At 72.7% G+C, this 16,056-nt stretch carries 13 protein-coding genes and 1 riboswitch; of the genes, 4 read left to right on the plus strand and 9 right to left on the minus strand.

Features of this window, described 5'->3' with window-relative positions:
* Window positions 1-79: 79 nt before the first annotated feature.
* On the minus strand, window positions 80-1,423 hold the full coding sequence (locus ACFT2C_RS13690) for a C39 family peptidase (protein ID WP_377207619.1): 1,344 nt from the start codon (window positions 1,421-1,423) through the stop codon (window positions 80-82).
* Window positions 1,424-1,576: 153 nt separating this feature from the next.
* Window positions 1,577-1,682: riboswitch (TPP riboswitch) on the plus strand.
* Here ACFT2C_RS13690 and thiC point away from each other — a divergent pair.
* A complete protein-coding gene (gene thiC, locus ACFT2C_RS13695) occupies window positions 1,679-3,463 on the plus strand; it encodes a phosphomethylpyrimidine synthase ThiC (protein ID WP_377207620.1) in 1,785 nt (594 codons plus the stop codon). It overlaps the preceding riboswitch by 4 nt.
* A gap of 120 nt (window positions 3,464-3,583) precedes the next feature.
* Here thiC and ACFT2C_RS13700 read toward each other — a convergent pair whose 3' ends face one another.
* Complete coding sequence (locus ACFT2C_RS13700) at window positions 3,584-4,714, minus strand: LacI family DNA-binding transcriptional regulator (RefSeq protein WP_377207621.1); 1,131 nt, start codon at window positions 4,712-4,714, stop codon at window positions 3,584-3,586.
* Window positions 4,715-4,825: 111 nt separating this feature from the next.
* On the opposite strand from ACFT2C_RS13700, the gene ACFT2C_RS13705 reads away from it, so the two are divergent.
* Window positions 4,826-6,070 (plus strand): MFS transporter, encoded by a 1,245-nt coding sequence (locus tag ACFT2C_RS13705; RefSeq protein ID WP_377207622.1) that lies wholly within the window; start codon window positions 4,826-4,828, stop codon window positions 6,068-6,070.
* A gap of 157 nt (window positions 6,071-6,227) precedes the next feature.
* Window positions 6,228-7,421, plus strand: coding sequence for a UDP-N-acetylmuramate dehydrogenase (locus tag ACFT2C_RS13710; RefSeq protein ID WP_377207623.1), 1,194 nt, complete (start codon window positions 6,228-6,230; stop codon window positions 7,419-7,421).
* Between the two features lie 79 nt (window positions 7,422-7,500).
* Here ACFT2C_RS13710 and ACFT2C_RS13715 read toward each other — a convergent pair whose 3' ends face one another.
* Together ACFT2C_RS13715 and ACFT2C_RS13720 are read right to left on the minus strand one after the other, a co-directional pair.
* Window positions 7,501-8,568, minus strand: coding sequence for a L,D-transpeptidase family protein (locus ACFT2C_RS13715; RefSeq protein WP_377207624.1), 1,068 nt, complete (start codon window positions 8,566-8,568; stop codon window positions 7,501-7,503).
* A 131-nt stretch (window positions 8,569-8,699) separates the two neighbouring features.
* Entirely contained in the window at window positions 8,700-9,773 is a 1,074-nt protein-coding gene (locus ACFT2C_RS13720; protein WP_377207625.1) for an adenosine deaminase, read from the minus strand.
* A 183-nt stretch (window positions 9,774-9,956) separates the two neighbouring features.
* Here ACFT2C_RS13720 and ACFT2C_RS13725 point away from each other — a divergent pair, with 183 nt between their 5' ends.
* Entirely contained in the window at window positions 9,957-11,828 is a 1,872-nt protein-coding gene (locus ACFT2C_RS13725) for a serine/threonine-protein kinase (protein ID WP_377207626.1), read from the plus strand.
* A 64-nt stretch (window positions 11,829-11,892) separates the two neighbouring features.
* On the opposite strand, the gene ACFT2C_RS13730 is transcribed toward ACFT2C_RS13725, so the two are convergent.
* From ACFT2C_RS13730 to ACFT2C_RS13750, 5 genes are read right to left on the minus strand one after another with little or no spacing between them, the layout of a single operon-like run.
* A complete protein-coding gene (locus tag ACFT2C_RS13730; protein ID WP_377207627.1) occupies window positions 11,893-12,189 on the minus strand; it encodes a hypothetical protein in 297 nt (98 codons plus the stop codon).
* 43 nt (window positions 12,190-12,232) lie between these two features.
* The gene (locus ACFT2C_RS13735; RefSeq protein WP_377207628.1) at window positions 12,233-12,853 is read right to left on the minus strand and encodes a response regulator; all 621 of its coding nucleotides are present in this window, start codon (window positions 12,851-12,853) and stop codon (window positions 12,233-12,235) included.
* Window positions 12,850-14,073 carry a sensor histidine kinase gene (locus ACFT2C_RS13740; protein WP_377207629.1) on the minus strand — a complete coding sequence of 408 codons (1,224 nt, stop codon included), beginning with the start codon at window positions 14,071-14,073 and terminating at the stop codon, window positions 12,850-12,852. Before ACFT2C_RS13740 ends, ACFT2C_RS13735 begins: the two co-directional genes overlap by 4 nt.
* Window positions 14,063-14,935, minus strand: coding sequence for an ABC transporter permease (locus tag ACFT2C_RS13745; protein WP_377207630.1), 873 nt, complete (start codon window positions 14,933-14,935; stop codon window positions 14,063-14,065). Before ACFT2C_RS13745 ends, ACFT2C_RS13740 begins: the two co-directional genes overlap by 11 nt.
* A complete protein-coding gene (locus tag ACFT2C_RS13750) occupies window positions 14,935-15,861 on the minus strand; it encodes an ABC transporter ATP-binding protein (protein ID WP_377207631.1) in 927 nt (308 codons plus the stop codon). Before ACFT2C_RS13750 ends, ACFT2C_RS13745 begins: the two co-directional genes overlap by 1 nt.
* Between the last annotated feature and the right edge of the window lie 195 nt (window positions 15,862-16,056).

Genomic DNA, 16,056 nt, shown 5'->3' on the forward strand with positions numbered 1-16,056 from the left:
GTCCGAGTCTCCCTGGTTATCGCCAGGGAGACTCGGACAGGCGCTCTACTTCGCGAATCCCTACTTCGCGGTCAGGGGGTCACCAGTTGGGGGTGACGCCCGGGAGGTTGCGGGGGAGGGGCACGTCGCGCGGGTGGTAGACGTACGTGAGGCCGTCGGTCGACGTCTGCCACACGCGCTCGAAGTTCTCCCGCGTGTACACGACCCGCACGGCCTCGTTGCTCGCCTTGTTCGGGTCGTTGATGATCGGGTCGCCCTCGGCGGTGAACCCGCGCAGCACGACGAGGTGCCCGTCGGTGCCGTACCCGGCCTCCGGCATCTCCTCCTCCTCGAAGTTGATCGAGAAGACGAGCGGGATTCCCGCCTTGATGAACTTTTCCGCCTCTGCGAGGGAACGGAGCCGGGTCACGAAGGACTGCAGCCCGAACGTGTTCGCGTAGGCCGCATTGAACGGCCAGTTGCCCGCGCCCTCGTACGCGTAGTCCCAGGTGTTCATGGCGGCGTAGTCGACCTGCGGGTCGCCGTTCGGCGCCTCGATGCCCTCCAGCTCCTCGGCCGGCACCTCCAGCCCGTGGGAGTAGATCACCATCGTGGACGACGTCGGCGAGCACCACACCTGGCCGCCGCCCCCGAACTCGGGGTACTCGCCGCGGTGGATATTCTGGCTGAACTGCGGCACGTCGAGCGCCACCTCGCGGCCGAGCGTGAAGTCGCTGGTGCCCGTGTAGTGCGAGTCGGGCAGGTACTCGTTGGTCATGGTGCTCACACCGTTCAGCCGCGGCGAGACCCGCGTGCCCGCGGGCCGGTACAGCGTGGCCCGGGTCTGGAACGCGTCGGGCTCGTAGCCCGACTTCGCGACGTAGGTGTCGGTGAACAGGTACGCGTCCGCGTCGGTCTGGCCGTTCACGGATGTGCGGTGGATGTCGCCGACGCCGTCGGCCGGAGCGAACTCGTCGCCTGACGCCCAGCGGCCCATCACGAACCACTTGGTCCACGTCCCGTCGGCCTTGCGCCCGCGGAACTCGATCTCGACCCACGTGCCCGTGGGGGTGTGCGCGTTCCACGAGCTCACGGACTCGTCGACCGCATACCCGGTCTCCACGACCGGCGACGTCCACCGGCCCGTCTCGTAGGCGACGGGCGTGCCGTCGCCGTACGGGTCGGTGTACTCGACGGTCTCGCTCGCGCCGCGCAGCACGAGCCCGCCCTTGGTGCTCGGCCGCAGGTTCGACGTCCTGCCCGCCAGGAGCTCGCGGTAGCCGTTCCATGCGGTCAGCGTGATCTGGTTGTCCGAAGCCGCCGGGCCCGGCTCGGGCGCACCCGCCGCCGGCACCGCACTCGCCACGATCCCTGCTTGCACCACGAGCGCTCCCGTCGCCGCCAGCGCGAACGCCCTCGTCCGCAGTGTTCCTCGAATCGACATGCCCACCTCCATGTCCGGGGCCCGCCACTGGGTGGGTGAGCCGTGGACCTTCTTTACCAGACCGGGGGGTGAATTGGCATCGAAAGTCGGGACAGCTCGGCGTCATCCGAGAGACCAGGCGACCGACGCCGGTCCGCGGTGCTAACGTCGTCCGCGATCCCACGGGTGCCTCACGCAGGGGCTGAGATCGGGCTGGACGGCCCGGGACCGTTGAACCTGTCCGGTTAACACCGGCGTAGGAAGCAGGAGTCTCATATGGAGAACACCCAGTCCCGCACGCTCGCGTACGAGTACGCAGCCGAGCACGACGGCGGGCACAGCACACCGCACGACGACGGCCTGCGGGTCCCGGTCACCGAGATCACGCTGGCGCCGTCCCCCGACGGCACCCCGAACGAGCCGGTGCGCGTCTACCGCACCCAGGGGCCGGGTTCCGACCCGGTGCGCGGCCTCGCGCCGGCCCGCGAACCCTGGGTCGTGGCCCGGGGAGACACCGAGGAGTACGACGGCCGCCGTCGGGCCCTCGCCGACGACGGCCGCGGCGCACTGCGCCGCGGTGCCGCGACCGAGGAGTGGCAGGGCGAACGACGTCGGCCGCGCCGGGCTGCCCCCGGCCGGACCGTCACCCAGATGCACTACGCCCGCCAGGGCGTGATCACGCCGGAGATGCGGTACGTCGCCCTGCGCGAGAGCTGCGACGTCGAGCTGGTGCGCAGCGAGGTCGCCGCCGGCCGGGCGATCATCCCGAACAACGTGAACCACCCGGAGTCGGAGCCGATGATCATCGGCCGGGCGTTCCTCGTGAAGATCAACGCGAACATCGGCAACTCGGCTGTCCACAGCTCGATCGCTGAGGAGGTGGAGAAGCTCGAGTGGGCCACCAAGTGGGGCGCCGACACCGTCATGGACCTGTCCACGGGCGACGACATCCACACCACCCGCGAGTGGCTCCTGCGGAACTCGCCGGTGCCCATCGGCACGGTGCCGATCTACCAGGCTCTGGAGAAGGTGAACGGCGACGCGAGCGCGCTGACCTGGGAGGTCTACCGCGACACGGTGATCGAGCAGTGCGAGCAGGGCGTCGACTACATGACCGTGCACGCCGGCGTGCTGCTCCGGTACGTGCCGCTCACGGCGGACCGGGTCACCGGCATCGTCTCGCGCGGCGGGTCGATCCTCGCGGGCTGGTGCCTCGCGCACCACCAGGAGAACTTCCTCTACACGCACTTCGACGAGCTCTGCGAGATCTTCGCCCGGTACGACGTCGCCTTCTCCCTGGGCGACGGCCTGCGTCCCGGCTCGCTGGCCGACGCCAACGACGCCGCGCAGTTCGCCGAGCTCGACACGCTCGCGGAGCTGACCAAGCGGGCCTGGGCCCACGACGTCCAGGTGATGGTGGAGGGACCCGGGCACATCCCGTTCCACCTGGTGCGGGAGAACGTCGAGCGGCAGCAGGAGCTGTGCGACGGCGCCCCGTTCTACACGCTCGGCCCGCTGGTCACCGACATCGCGCCCGGCTACGACCACATCACCTCCGCCATCGGCGCCACCGAGATCGCCCGGTACGGCACCGCGATGCTCTGCTACGTCACGCCCAAGGAGCACCTCGGCCTGCCCGACCGCGACGACGTGCGCACCGGCGTGGTGACCTACAAGATCGCCGCGCACGCCGCCGACGTCGCCAAGGGGCACCCGGGCGCCCGCGACCGGGACGACGCCCTGTCCAAGGCCCGCTTCGAGTTCCGCTGGCGGGACCAGTTCAACCTGTCGCTCGACCCGGAGCTCGCCGAGGCGTACCACGACGAGACCCTCCCGGCCGAGGCCGCGAAGACCGCGCACTTCTGCTCGATGTGCGGGCCGAAGTTCTGCTCGATGCGGATCTCGCAGGACATCCGCGACGAGTTCGGCGGGGCACAGGCCCAGGGTGCGCTCGCGGGCGCGACGGCGGCCGTCCAGGCGGAGGGCATGGCCCAGAAGTCCGCGGAGTTCCGCGCGGCGGGCGCCGAGGTCTACCTCCCGGCCCCGCAGCTCCGCCCCTAGCCGCGTTCCGCGAGGTAGAGCGTGTGTCCGGACACACGCTCTACCTCACCGACCATCCGTCCGCGAGGTAGAGCACCTGTCCGGACACACGCTCTACCTCGCGGACAGGTGGGCAGACGGTCAGGGGAGCGCGGTCAGGTCGGGCACGGGGCCCGTCGTCGTGCCCTCCACGAGATTCACGGGGAGCACCACCGACTCCGGCTGCTCGCCGGCGAGCAGCGCGATGACGGCCAGGCCGAGCGCCCGGCCCTTCTCGACGAGCGGCTGGTGCACGCTGGTCAGCACGTCGGGGGAGAGCCACGGCAGGTCGAGCCCGTCGAACCCGGCCACAGACACGTCCTCGGGCACCCGCAGGCCGAGCTCGCGGGCCGCGATCACGGCGCCCGCGGCGAGCAGGTCGGAGTGGGCGATGATCGCCGTCGGACGGTCCCGGGCGGGCGCCCACTCGGACAGGATCTCGGTGGCGGCGTCGCGCCCGTGCTCCACGAGCGACGCCGGCGTCTCCCACGACATCACGGGCTCGATGACGTCCCGGACGCCGGCCAGCCGGTTGCGGGTGGGCGTGCGCTCGGCGGCGGTGAGCCGGTCGGCGTCGACCAGCCCGGACCGTTCGTCCCGCCCGAACGGCAGCGTGATCTCCGCGATCCGCGTGTGCCCGAGCTCGACCAGGTGCCGCACGGCCTCGGCGGCGCCTCGGCGGTCGTCGACGCTGACCACGGGCACGCCGGGCACGTTCTGCCCCTCGCCGATCACGACGGGCACGCCTCGGCGCTGCAGGGCGGCCAGGTTCGGGTCGTCCTTCAGGGTCCCCCACACGAGCACCGCGACGTCCATCGCGGCGGCCTCGACCAGCGGGTCGACGGCGGCAGGCAGCCCCGCCTCGGCCGCGAGCCCCATGGACTGCGCGGTGGCGCCCTGCGGCATGCCGGGCACGAGCAGCACGCCCAGCCCCTGCTCGCCGATCGCGGAGACCAGGCCGTGCAGCACCTGGGTGGAGACGGGGTCCCGGAACGACCGGCCGAGCTGGTCGCCGATCACCACACCCACGATCCCGGACCGCCCCGACCGGAGCTGCCGCCCCAGGGGGTTGGGCCCGGAGTAGTCGAGCTCGCGCGCGGCGGCCAGGACCTTCTCCCGGGTCTCGGGGGTGATGGGTCCCGCACCGGAGAAGGCGAGCGACGCGGTGGAGACGGAGACACCTGCCAGCTCGGCGACCCTCGCGAGGGTCGGTCGTACGGTCTGGCGGCTCATCGCGGTTCCTTCTCTCGCCTCGGGCACCGGTGGTGCAGGACCCAGGTATCTGCTGGGCTGATCCCAGATTGTGGCCTACGGTCGGGAGATTCAATCGCACCGAGGAGTTCAGTGCCTACTGCACACGCCGCCGCCCGTGCGGTCTTCGTCGTCTTCGCAGCCAGCGGGTTCGCCTTCGCGAGCTGGGCATCCCGTCTTCCGGCGGTCCGCGACGGCCTGTCCTTCTCCGAGCAGGAGATGGGTTTGCTGCTGCTGACGGGGTCGATCGGCTCCGTCGCCGCCATCCCGCTGTCGGGCCTCGTCGCCGAGCGGTTCGGTACCGCGCGCACCGTCCTGAGCTTCGCGGGGGTGCTCGTGGTCGGCCTCGCCGTCGCCGGGTTCGGCGTCGCCGCCGGCGAGCACCTCGCGGTGCGGCTCGGCCTGGTCCTGTTCGGCGTGGGCGCCGGAGTCTGGGACGCCGCGATGAACCTCGAGGGCGCCGCCGTGGAGCAGCGCCTCGGCCGCGCGATCATGCCGGTCTTCCACGCCGGGTTCTCGTTCGGCACGGTGGTCGGGGCCGGCCTCGGCATCCTGGCGGCGGAGGCGCACGTCCCGGTCCTCTGGCACGTCGTGGCCGCGGGCGCGGTGGCCCTCCTGTCGGTGGTGATCGCGGTCCGCTACTTCTCCCCGAGCGTGGTCGCGGCGGCGCTGCCGGACGGCGCGGCCACCGCCGGGGCGGGCAGCGCGGACGGCGCCGACCCGGGAGAGATGACGCCGCCGCCGTCGGGCATCCGGGGCCTGCTCGCCGCCTGGGGCGAGCCGCGGACGCTGGCGATCGGGCTGGTGGTGCTCGCCGCCGCGCTGACCGAGGGCGTGGCCAACGACTGGGTGGGCCTCGCGGTGGTGGACGGGTTCGGCACGTCCGACGGGATGGGCGCCGTCGGCCTCGCCGTCTTCCTCACGGCCATGACCGCCGCCCGGCTCGCCGGGACGGGGGCCATCGACCGGTTCGGGCGTGTGCCGGTGCTGGTGCTCTCCGCGCTGCTGGCGTTCGTGGGCGTGCTGACGTTCGCGCTGGTCCCGATCCTGTGGCTGGCCCTGGTCGGCGTCGGGCTGTGGGGGCTCGGCGCGGCGATGGGCTTCCCGATGGGGATGAGCGCGGCGTCCGACGAGCCGCGGCGAGCCGCGATGCGCGTGGCCGCGGTCTCGACCATCGCGTACACCGCATTCTTCGTGGGGCCGCCGCTGATCGGCTTCGTCGCGCACACGACGGGCTACCGCCTGGCGGTGCTGGTGCTCCTGGTCCCGATGCTGCTCGCGCTGATCCTGGCGCGCTCGGTCCGGCCGCTGCCCTCGGCCGCCGGTGTGAAGAGGTAGTAAAGGCAGCGGAGCGCGCCGGCGGACCGGTCAGGCCTGCGAGAGCGAGCACTGAACACGTCTGCGGGCACCGAAAGGTTCCAGAAATGGCAGACATCACCCACGTCATGTCGAAGATGTGCACAAATCCCACGCGCCGGGTAGATAGGCTTGCAGGGTGAGCCCATACCCGGCAGACACCGTCCAGGCGCAAGCGGTGGCCCCCAGCCTCGCCGAACTCACCACGCTGCGAGTGGGTGGCCCGGCGGCCTCGTTCGTGGAAGCCGAGGAAGAGTCCGCCCTGATCGAGGCGGTGAGCACCGCCGACGACGCCGGTGTGCCGCTGCTCGTCGTGGGTGGCGGCTCGAACCTGCTGGTGGCTGACGAGGGTTTTGACGGCGTGGTCGTGCGGGACGCCCGCAGCGGCATCACCGTCGAGTCGAACGACACCTGCGGCGGCGCCGTGGTGAGCGCCCCGGCCGGCCAGAACTGGGACGAGCTCGTGGAGCGCGCCGTCTCCGATGGCTGGGTCGGCGTGGAGTCGCTCTCGGGCATCCCGGGCACGGTCGGCGCCGCCCCTGTGCAGAACATCGGCGCGTACGGGCAGGAGCTGTCCGGCGTCGTCTCGCTGGTCCGCACCTGGGACCGGGCGGAGCGCCGGGTGCGCACCTTCGCCGTCGGGCAGCTGGACTTCGGGTACCGCACGTCGCTGCTCAAGCGCTCCATGCACAGCGAGGGCCGCGACGACGACCCGCGCGCCCCGTGGTACCCGTCGCCGCGCTACGTGGTGCTGAACGTGCAGTTCCAGTTCCGCCTCGGCACGCTGTCGGCGCCTGTGGGCTACGGGGAGCTGGCCCGTCGCCTCGGCGTCGAGGTGGGGCAGCGCGCGCCCATGAAGGACGTCCGCGAGACCGTGCTGGGCCTGCGCGGCGGCAAGGGCATGCTGCTCGACAACCCGCCCTTCGGCGCGGAGCCGGACCACGACCGCTGGAACTCGGGCTCGTTCTTCACCAACCCCGTGATCCCCGTGGCGCACCTGGCGCACCTTCCGGAGGACGCGCCCCGGTACCCGGTCCGCTCGTCGACGCCGGAGACCACCACCGGCCCGAGCCTCGGCGCCATCGACCCGGCCCTCGTGAAGACGAGTGCGGCCTGGCTCATCGAGCGGGCCGGCTTCGGCAAGGGCTTCGGCCTGGCGGGCGAGCGCAGCCCGGCGCGCTTGTCGACCAAGCACACGCTCGCGATGACCAACCGCGGCGGCGCCCGGGCCGAGGACGTCGTCGCCCTCGCCCGCGCGGTGCGCGACGGCGTCCGCGACCGCTTCGGCGTGACCCTGGTCCCGGAGACGGTCCTGGTAGGCGTCTCCCTCTAGCGCTTGGCTGTGGGCGCGATCGTTGCGCCCAAGACGGACGCGTAGTCGCAACGATCGCGCCCACAACCACGCCGGGCGTCTAGTACACGACGACCGGGGTGCCCGACGGCGCGCCCCACGTGTCCCAGATCCAGTTCATGGCGCTGTTCGACACGCGCACGCACCCGTGCGACGCCGGGAACGCGGGGACCGACGACGAGCCGTGCACCGCGATGCCGCCCGTGAAGAACTTGGGCCGCCACATGTCGCCCAGCTCGAGCGACGACGAGTACATCCGGTTCTCCTCGCGGTACACCGCGAACGACCCGCGCGGCGTGTACGCGGTGTAGGTGTTGCCCTTCGCCTCGTACGTCTCCCCGTTGCCCGACGACGCGTTGATGATCTTCACGACCTGGCCGTCCTCGACGGCGAGCACGAGCTGCCGGTCGATGTCGATCTCCAGCACCTTGCCGGACGACGTCTGCGCCTGCGGCACGACCCCGTCGTCCGCCGCGGCCTGCGTCGCGTCGCCGACCACGCCGTCGCGGTACAGGCCGCCGGCCTTCTGCAGGGCGAAGACCGCCTGCTGCGTCTCGCCGCCGTACGAGCCGTCGACCGAGGTCAGGAGGTACCCGAGGTCCTGCAGGCGCTGCTGCAGGTCACCCACGCGCTCGCTGGTCTCGCCGTACTCGATGTAGTCGGGCGTCTCCGGCTCGTCGTCCTTCTTGTCCTCGCCGTTGCCCTTTCCGTTGCCGTCGTTCTTGCCGTCGGAGTGCTCGTCACCCCGCGAGCCGTCGCCCTTGCCGGGCTGCTCGTCGTCGCCCGCGCTGTCGCTCGGTTCGACGCTCGGTTCGACGCTCGGCTCCTCGCTCGGTTCGGCGCTGGGCTCGTCCGTGCTGTCGGAGCCGTCCCCGGCGTCGTCGTCACCGCCCTCGGCCGACGGTTCGCTCTGCCCCGGCTCCTCGGACTCTCCCGCACCCGGATCCGTGCTCGGGCTGCTCTCCTCGGGCGCGGGCGAGCTGGACGTCGCGCCCGCGTCCGCCGGGGGCTCGTCCTGGGCGCAGGCGGCCAACAGGCTCGCCGTCAGCGCTACCGCGCCCAGCGTCCCGAGTACCCGCTTGCCGACGACCCTGCCCGCACCGGTCGACCTGCCATGCATTACCCGCATCGTGTCTCCTCATCGGCCGCACCTTCTGGGGTGGTGCGGCACCGCACACGCGAGACGACGTCGTCCCCCCGCGAGTGTCCTGTATCTCTAGCTGACGCGCGGGGGCCACACATGGTTGGGCAGGCCGATCGTCACCCAATCGTGACAGTGCCGCCTGCGCGGAGAGCATCCAGGGTGTCAGCGGGATCAGGAGCCAGCAACCACGCGCCGACGTCGGCCAGCAGGCGCGCCTTGGTGCTCGACGACGCCCGGCTCGCCCGGATGGACGACGACGCCAGCGCCGCGAGCTCGGTGTCCGTGAACCCGTGCGCGCTCCGCGCGATCTCGTACTGGTCCACGAGCCGCGACCCGAACAGGAGCGGGTCGTCGGCGCCGAGCGCCACCAGCGCGCCGGCGTCCACCAGGGTGCGCAACGGGACCTCGCTCGCTTCGCTGTAGACCCCCAGGCCGATGTTCGAGCCGGGGTTCACCTCGAGGGCGACGCCGCGGTCCACGATGGCGGCGAGGATGCGTTCGTCCTCGGCGGCGCGCACGCCGTGCCCGATCCGGTCCGGGACGAGCTCTCGCATGACCTCGCTGATGTGGTCGGGCCCCAGCAGCTCACCGCCGTGCGGCACCGCCGCGAGGCCCGCCCGCCGCGCGATGTCGAACGCGGGCCCGAACTGGGACGTGTCCCCGCGGCGCTCGTCGTTCGACAGCCCGAAGCCGACCACCTCGCCGACGCCGTCGCCCGCGTACCGGGCGGCCAGCCGGGCGAGCGTGCGCGCGTCGAGCGGATGCTTCATGCGCGACGCCGCGATGATCACGCCCACCTCGATCCCGTGGGCGGCGCTCGCCGCCTGGGCGGCGTCGATAACTATCTCGACGGCCGGGGTGATGCCGCCGACGAACGGGGCGTAGGAGGTCGGGTCGACCTGGATCTCGAGCCGGCCGGAGCCCTCGGCGGCGTCGTCCGCCGCGGCCTCGTCGACCAGGCGGCGCATGTCGGCCTCGGAACGCACGCACGCGCGGGCGGCGTCGTACAGGCGCTGGAAGCGGAACCAGCCGCGCTCCGTGGCCGGCAGGCGAAGGGGGTCGTTGTCGATGAGCGCATCGGGCAGCCGGACGCCGTATGCGGCAGCCATGTCGACGAGGGTCGGCACCCGCATGGATCCGGTGAAGTGCAGGTGGAGGTGCGCCTTGGGGAGAAGTGCGAGGTCTCGCATCTGCGTAGTCTGGCAAAGCAGAGGTCCGACGGCAGCCGCTCTCGTGATACTCCGCACTACTCACACATCCTGGCATTCGTCTTTGGTGCGGGCGTACTCCGCTCAGTATCCTGAGAAGAACATGCCCCAGATAGCCGAAATGACTGATTTACTCGATGCGCACCCACGGACACCGGTGAACCAGTGAACGAAGAGACCACGCCTGAGGAGAACGCAGCAGACCTTCCGGTCCACGTAGTCCTCGGCGGAAAGTACGAGCTGGTCGACGTCCTGGGCACTGGGGCAACGTTCACGGTCTACGAGGCGCAGCGCGTCGCGGCCCCGGCAGCTCCCGAGCCCGCGGCGAGCGACGACGGCGCGGCCGGCGACGCCGATGCCGACGCGAGCCCCGACGACGGCGACACGGCCGCGGCCGACGCGAGCACGGGCGACGCCGAGCCGGGCGACACGTCCGACAATGCCGCGTCCGACGCCGACGCGACGCCTGCCGACGCGACGCCTGCCGACGCCGATGCCGAGACCGACCCCGAGGCGACCGCGGAGATCTCCCCGCCCGAGGAGCCCGAGGCCGACCTCGACCAGCCCCTCGTGGTCAAGGTGCTGCACCCGCACCTGGTCGACGACGAGAACGCCCGCGCCTCCCTGCGGCGCGAGGTCGAGGCGTCGGCCCTGGTGGACCACCCGGGCGTCGTGAAGGTCCTGGACTCCGGCGAGGAGGACGTCGCCGGGGCGAACGTCCCGTGGACCGTCATGAACCGGGTGGCGGGCGTGTCCCTGTCCGACCTCGCCGGCGACAGCGGCCTGCCCTGGCGCGACGCGCTGGCGATCATCGACGGCCTGCTGGAGGCGCTCGCGGCAGTGCACGCGGCGGGCCTGGTGCACCGGGACGTCGCGCCGCGCAACGTGATGGTCGACAAGCGGGCCGACGGCACGTTCGTCGTCGGGCTGCTGGACCTCGGCCTGACCCGCCCGGCGGGCGGAGAGGGCGACGGCGCCACCGTGGCCGGGTCGGTCATCGGCATGTCGCCGGAGCAGGCGCGTGGCAAGCCGCTCGACGCGCGCAGCGACATCTACGCCGTCGGCGCGCTCGCGTACTACACGCTCACCGGCCACCCCCCGTACGAGCGCGCGCAGGCGGAGGACGTCCTGCGGGCGCACGTGAACGCGCCGGTGCCTGCGGCGTCGGCCCGCCGTGCGGCGGTCCCGGCGTCGGTGGACCGCCTCGTCTCGCGGGCCATGGCCAAGGACCCGAACCGCCGGTTCCCGACCGCCGAGGCGATGCGCGGGACGGTGACGATCCTGCTCGGCGGCCCCGCGGGCCGGCTGGGCACCAGCGGCGAGACCATGCAGCTCGGCGTGGGTGCCGGCGGCACCGAGGTGATCGACCCGATCGCCGGGGCGGCCGGCTCGGGCACGATGAAGCTGGGCCAGGTCGACGAGGGCGGCGACCGCACCACGACAGTCGCGGCGATCGGCGCCGCGACGGCGGTGGGCGCGGCCGGCGCTGCTGGTGCCGCGGCCGCCGCGGCGTCCGTCCCGCCGCCGATCGAGCCGCCCGCGGACGAGCGGAAGTGGTGGCACGCCTTCACGACCGGCCGCGGACGGGTGGCCACGATCATCGTGTTCGCGCTGCTGGTGTTCGGCGGCGCCGGCCTCGTGATCGCGAACATCCTCAACGACAACGGGACGCCGGTCGTCGGCCCGAGCCCCAGCCAGTCGAGCCACGAGCCGTCGCGGACGCCGTCGTCGTCGCCCACACCGAGCGAGACCGAGACCGACGAGTGGGTGCCGCCGCCGAGCCCCACGCCGACCCCGACCCCCTCGCCGACCCCGACGCCGACTCCCACGCCGACCCCGACGCCGACGCCGACTCCCACGCCGACTCCCACGCCGACGCCGACTCCCACGCCGACCCCGACGCCGACTCCCACGCCGACGCCGACCGTCTCGGACGAGCCGACGGACGAGCCGACCGACCCTGTCGACCCGTCCGCCGACCCGACCGACGGCGCGGCCGGCGCGGAGCCGGGCACCGATCCCGTCGGCAGCCGCTGAGCCGCGCCAGGACAGACCTGCGGCCCTGACTCGACGTACCAGGTACGTCGAGTCAGGGCCGTAGTCACAGCTCCTGGAGGCGCTCCTTCAGGGCCATCGCGGCCCGCGCCCGGAGCATCGGCCCCTCGGCCTCGTCGTCCGACGCCGCGGCCGCCACCGTCGCCATGTGCGCCGCGAACCGGGCCTCCGCCGCCGCGAGGGTGACGTCCGGCTCGGCGCGGTACGCCTCGGTGACGTCGTCCAGCGCGGCGTCGTGGAAGGTCACGCCCATGGTGTCGATCGGCAGCGCGACGTCGTAGATCGCAGAGGCGACCGCCGCCTCGACGCGTGCAGTGATGTCGATCTTGTCCGAGTTGTTCATGGGCGCAAGGTACCGGCCCGGCCCCGTGCGCGTCCCGGAAACTTCAGGCGATCCAGCCGCGTTCCCGGGCCACCGTCACCGCGGCAGTCCGGTCGGCGACGCCGAGCTTGGCGAACGCCCGGATGAGGTGGGTCTTGACCGTCGCCTCGGTGATGGACAGCGCGCGCCCCACCTCCGCGTTCGACCGGCCGCGCGCCACCAGCGAGAGCACCTCGGCCTCCCGCGCCGAGGGACGCTCCGTGGCCGTGCGAACCGAGCTGACCAGGCGCGTCGCCACGCTCGGGGCCAGCACCGTCTCGCCCCGGGCCGCCGCCCGGACGCCCGCGACGAGCTGGGCGCGGGGCGTGTCCTTGAGCAGGTACCCGGTAGCTCCGGCCTCGACGGCGCGCAGGATGTCGGCGTCGGTGTCGTAGGTGGTCAGCACCACGACGCGCGGCCCGGTCCCGACGATCCCGACGATCCCGGCGGTCGCGGCGACGCCGTCGAGCACCGGCATGCGCAGGTCCATGAGCACGACGTCGGGCCGCAGCGACGCCGCCAGCGCCACCGCCTCCTGCCCGTCGGCGGCCTCGCCTACCACCTCCAGGTCGTCCTCGACGCTCAGCATGCCCGCCAGGCCCGACCGCACCACCGGATGGTCGTCCACCACCAGTACCCGGATCATCCGGACACCCCCTGAGTCTCGTCGTGTGCCGGCACCCGCGCGCACAGCGTCGTGCCGCCGTCCGGCCCAGGCCCGACCGCCAGCGTTCCACCCACTGACCGCACCCGGTCGCGCATCCCGGCCAGCCCGAACCCGTCGGCGGGATCGGGGCCGAGGCCTCGCCCGTCGTCCGACACCGTGAGCGTCACCTCTCCCTCGGCCTGCGCCAGCCGCACGACGACGGCGTGCGCCTGCGCGTGCCGCCGCACGTTCGCGAAGGCCTCCTGGGCGGCCCGCAGCAGCACCACCTCGATCGCGGGCGGGAGCGCGCCGACGCCGTCGGCCCCGACGGTCACCTCAAGCCCCGTCTCCTCCGCGAACCGGGTGCCGAGGCGACCGAGCGCCTGCGGCAGCGAGGCGTCCTGCAGCGCCACGGGCGCGAAGGCGGCGACCAGGGCGCGGGCCTCGGCGAGATTGTCCCGGGCGGTGTCCTCGACGACGTGCAGCCGCTCGCGGACGGCGCCGTCGTCCCCGACGTCGAGCGCCGCCGTCGCCGCCTGCGCCTGCATGACCACGCTCGTGAACCCCTGCGCGAGCGTGTCGTGGATCTCCCGGGCGAGGCGCTCCCGCTCGGCCAGGACCCCGGCCTCGTGGTTGGTCAGCGCCAGCTGAGTCTGCGCGGCATGCAGCTTGGCCAGGAGCAGGACGTGTTCCTCGGCGCGCTTCATCGCGACGTGGAACCAGAGCCCCAGCCCGATCGCGAACACCAGCGTCACCAGCATCTGCGGCACCACCTCGCCCATGACCACGAGGTCGAAGCCGTACCGCGCCCCGATGCCGACCGACACCGACACCGCCAGCGCCGCGCAGCCGACCACACCCAGCCGGATCGAATCCAGCAGCATCCACACCTGCGCGAACGCGATGAACATCAGGAGCGACGCCACTCCGCCCTGCGACACCGTCAGCCCGGTGCCGAGGACCAGCACCACGAGGTACACCACGGCCAGCCGGTAGTTCCTGGTTCGTGCCGCTCGTGCTCCCCACAGCAGGTAGGCCACGACGATCGCGCCCATCGCCGTGTACGCGACGGCGAGCTCCACTCCCCGCGTGCCCTCCAGCGCGAGGGCGACCGCGGTCAGGGCGACGATCACGCCGAACGCGGCGTCCCACCACCGCACCTGGTTCTCCCACCCGGAGTACAGGCGCGCCAGGGCGTGGTCGTCGTCGTCAGCCGTCATCGTGTCGTCGCCACCGGAACGTCCGCGTGCCGACCACCAGCGCCACCAGCAGCCATGCCGTCAGTACAGCAGCCGTCGCACCGTGCTGCCAGGCCCCGGACGGCTCGGCGGCGGCGAACGCGTCCGGCAGGAACACCGACCGCATGCCTTGGGCTATCCACTTGAGCGGGAACAGGGACGACAGGTCGAGCATCCAGCCCGGCAGCTGGCCGACCGGGAAGAACACTCCCGACGTGAACTGCAGCACCAGGATCGGCGTGACCACCACCGCGCTCGCGGACCGGCCGGATCGAGGCACCGACGAGTACGCGACGCCGCACACGGCTCCCGTCGCCGTGCCCAGCACGAACACCCAGGCGAACGTCGCCCAGTGGCCGGCGTCGTCGGGCAGCGGGACGTCGAAGAGCAGCGCGGCGACCGCGAGCAGCAGGGCGGTCTGCACCAGCACGGTGACCAGTGACAGGAACACCTTGCCCAGGAAGTACGACGTCGCGGGCAGGGGAGTCGCGCGCAGCCGCTTGAGCGTCCCGTCGTCGCGCTCGACGGCAATCGACATCGCGAGCGTCTGGTAAGTCGAGAGCATGACGCCGGTCGCGACCATGCCGGGCAGGAAGTACTGCGCGAAGCTCACGGTGACGCCGTTCGCGACGATCGGGTCGTCGTCGCCGAAGACCGTCGCGAAGATCGCGAGCATGACTATCGGGTAGGCGAAGCCGAAGATCATCGAGTCGCGCTCGCGCACGAACTGCAGCAGCTCGACGCCGCCGCGCACCAGCCCGAGCCGGAGCGTGCCGGGCAGCCGCCGCGAGCCGGTCCCTCGCTGGTCGAGCTTGTCGAGACCCGTCGTAGCCGTGGTCGTCATCACGCCGCCTCTTCGTCGTCGATCGGGGTATCGCCGGGGGAAGCCGCGTCGCCCGAGGCCTCGCCGATCAGGGACAGGTACACGTCCTCGAGCGTCGGCCGGGTCACGGACAGGCCGGGCACCTCGCTGTCGGGCCCGGCCGCCGCGATCAGCCGCGCGACGGCGGACGTGGGCCGGTCGGTCCGCTCGGTGCGCCGCACGCCGCCGTCGTCCCACGCGACCACGGGCGTGCGGGCCGCGGGTCCGCCCAGGGTGTCGGGCGTGCCCTCGGCCACCACCACGCCGTCGCGCACGACGACCACGCGGTCGGCGAGCTGGGCCGCCTCGTCCAGGTAGTGGGTCGTCAGCAGGATCGTGGTGCCGCTCTCGCGCAGGCCGGTCACCAGGTCCCAGAAGGAGCGCCGGGCCTGCGGGTCGAACCCGGTCGTGGGCTCGTCCAGGAACAGCAGCTCCGGCCTGCCGACGATCCCGAGCGCCACATCGAGCCGACGCCGCTGCCCGCCCGACAGCCCGCGCGTCCGCGCCCGCGCCTTCTCCGCGAGCCCGACGGCGGCGATCACCTCGCCCGGGTCGCGCGCGTCGGGGTAGGACGCCGCGGCGGCCCGCACCTTCTCCAGGACCGTGAGCTCGCTCATGTCCCGCGAGTCCTGCATGACGACGCCGATCCGCGCCCGCCACGCGCGCCCCGCCCGCCGGGGATCCTGGCCGAGCACCTCCACGGCGCCGTCGTCCCGGTCCCGGAAACCCTCCAGGATCTCGACGGTGGTGGTCTTGCCGGCGCCGTTCGGGCCGAGGACGGCGACGATCTCGCCGGGGGCGACGTCGAGGTCCAGCCCGGCGACGGCGTCCTTGTACCCGGCGCGCGGGTTGCCGTACCGCTTGCGGAGGCCGCGCACGCGCACGGCCAGCTCGTCTGAGGTCTGCATGTCACGAGCATGCTCCGGGCGGCGCTCGCGGCGCGACGCCCGTTCGGCTGCCTCCGCTGTCAGCCGTTCGATGGACAGCCCCGCAGGTCGAGCCCCGCAGGTCGAGCCCCGCTGGTCGAGCTTGTCGAGACCCCAAGCGCCCGCCCGGAACGGGTTCGACCTACGGCCGTGGGTACCGTACAGTTGTGCCTCGGT

The sequence above is a fragment of the Promicromonospora sp. NPDC057138 genome (assembly GCF_042670845.1).
In the GTDB taxonomy this organism is placed as follows: domain Bacteria; phylum Actinomycetota; class Actinomycetes; order Actinomycetales; family Cellulomonadaceae; genus Promicromonospora.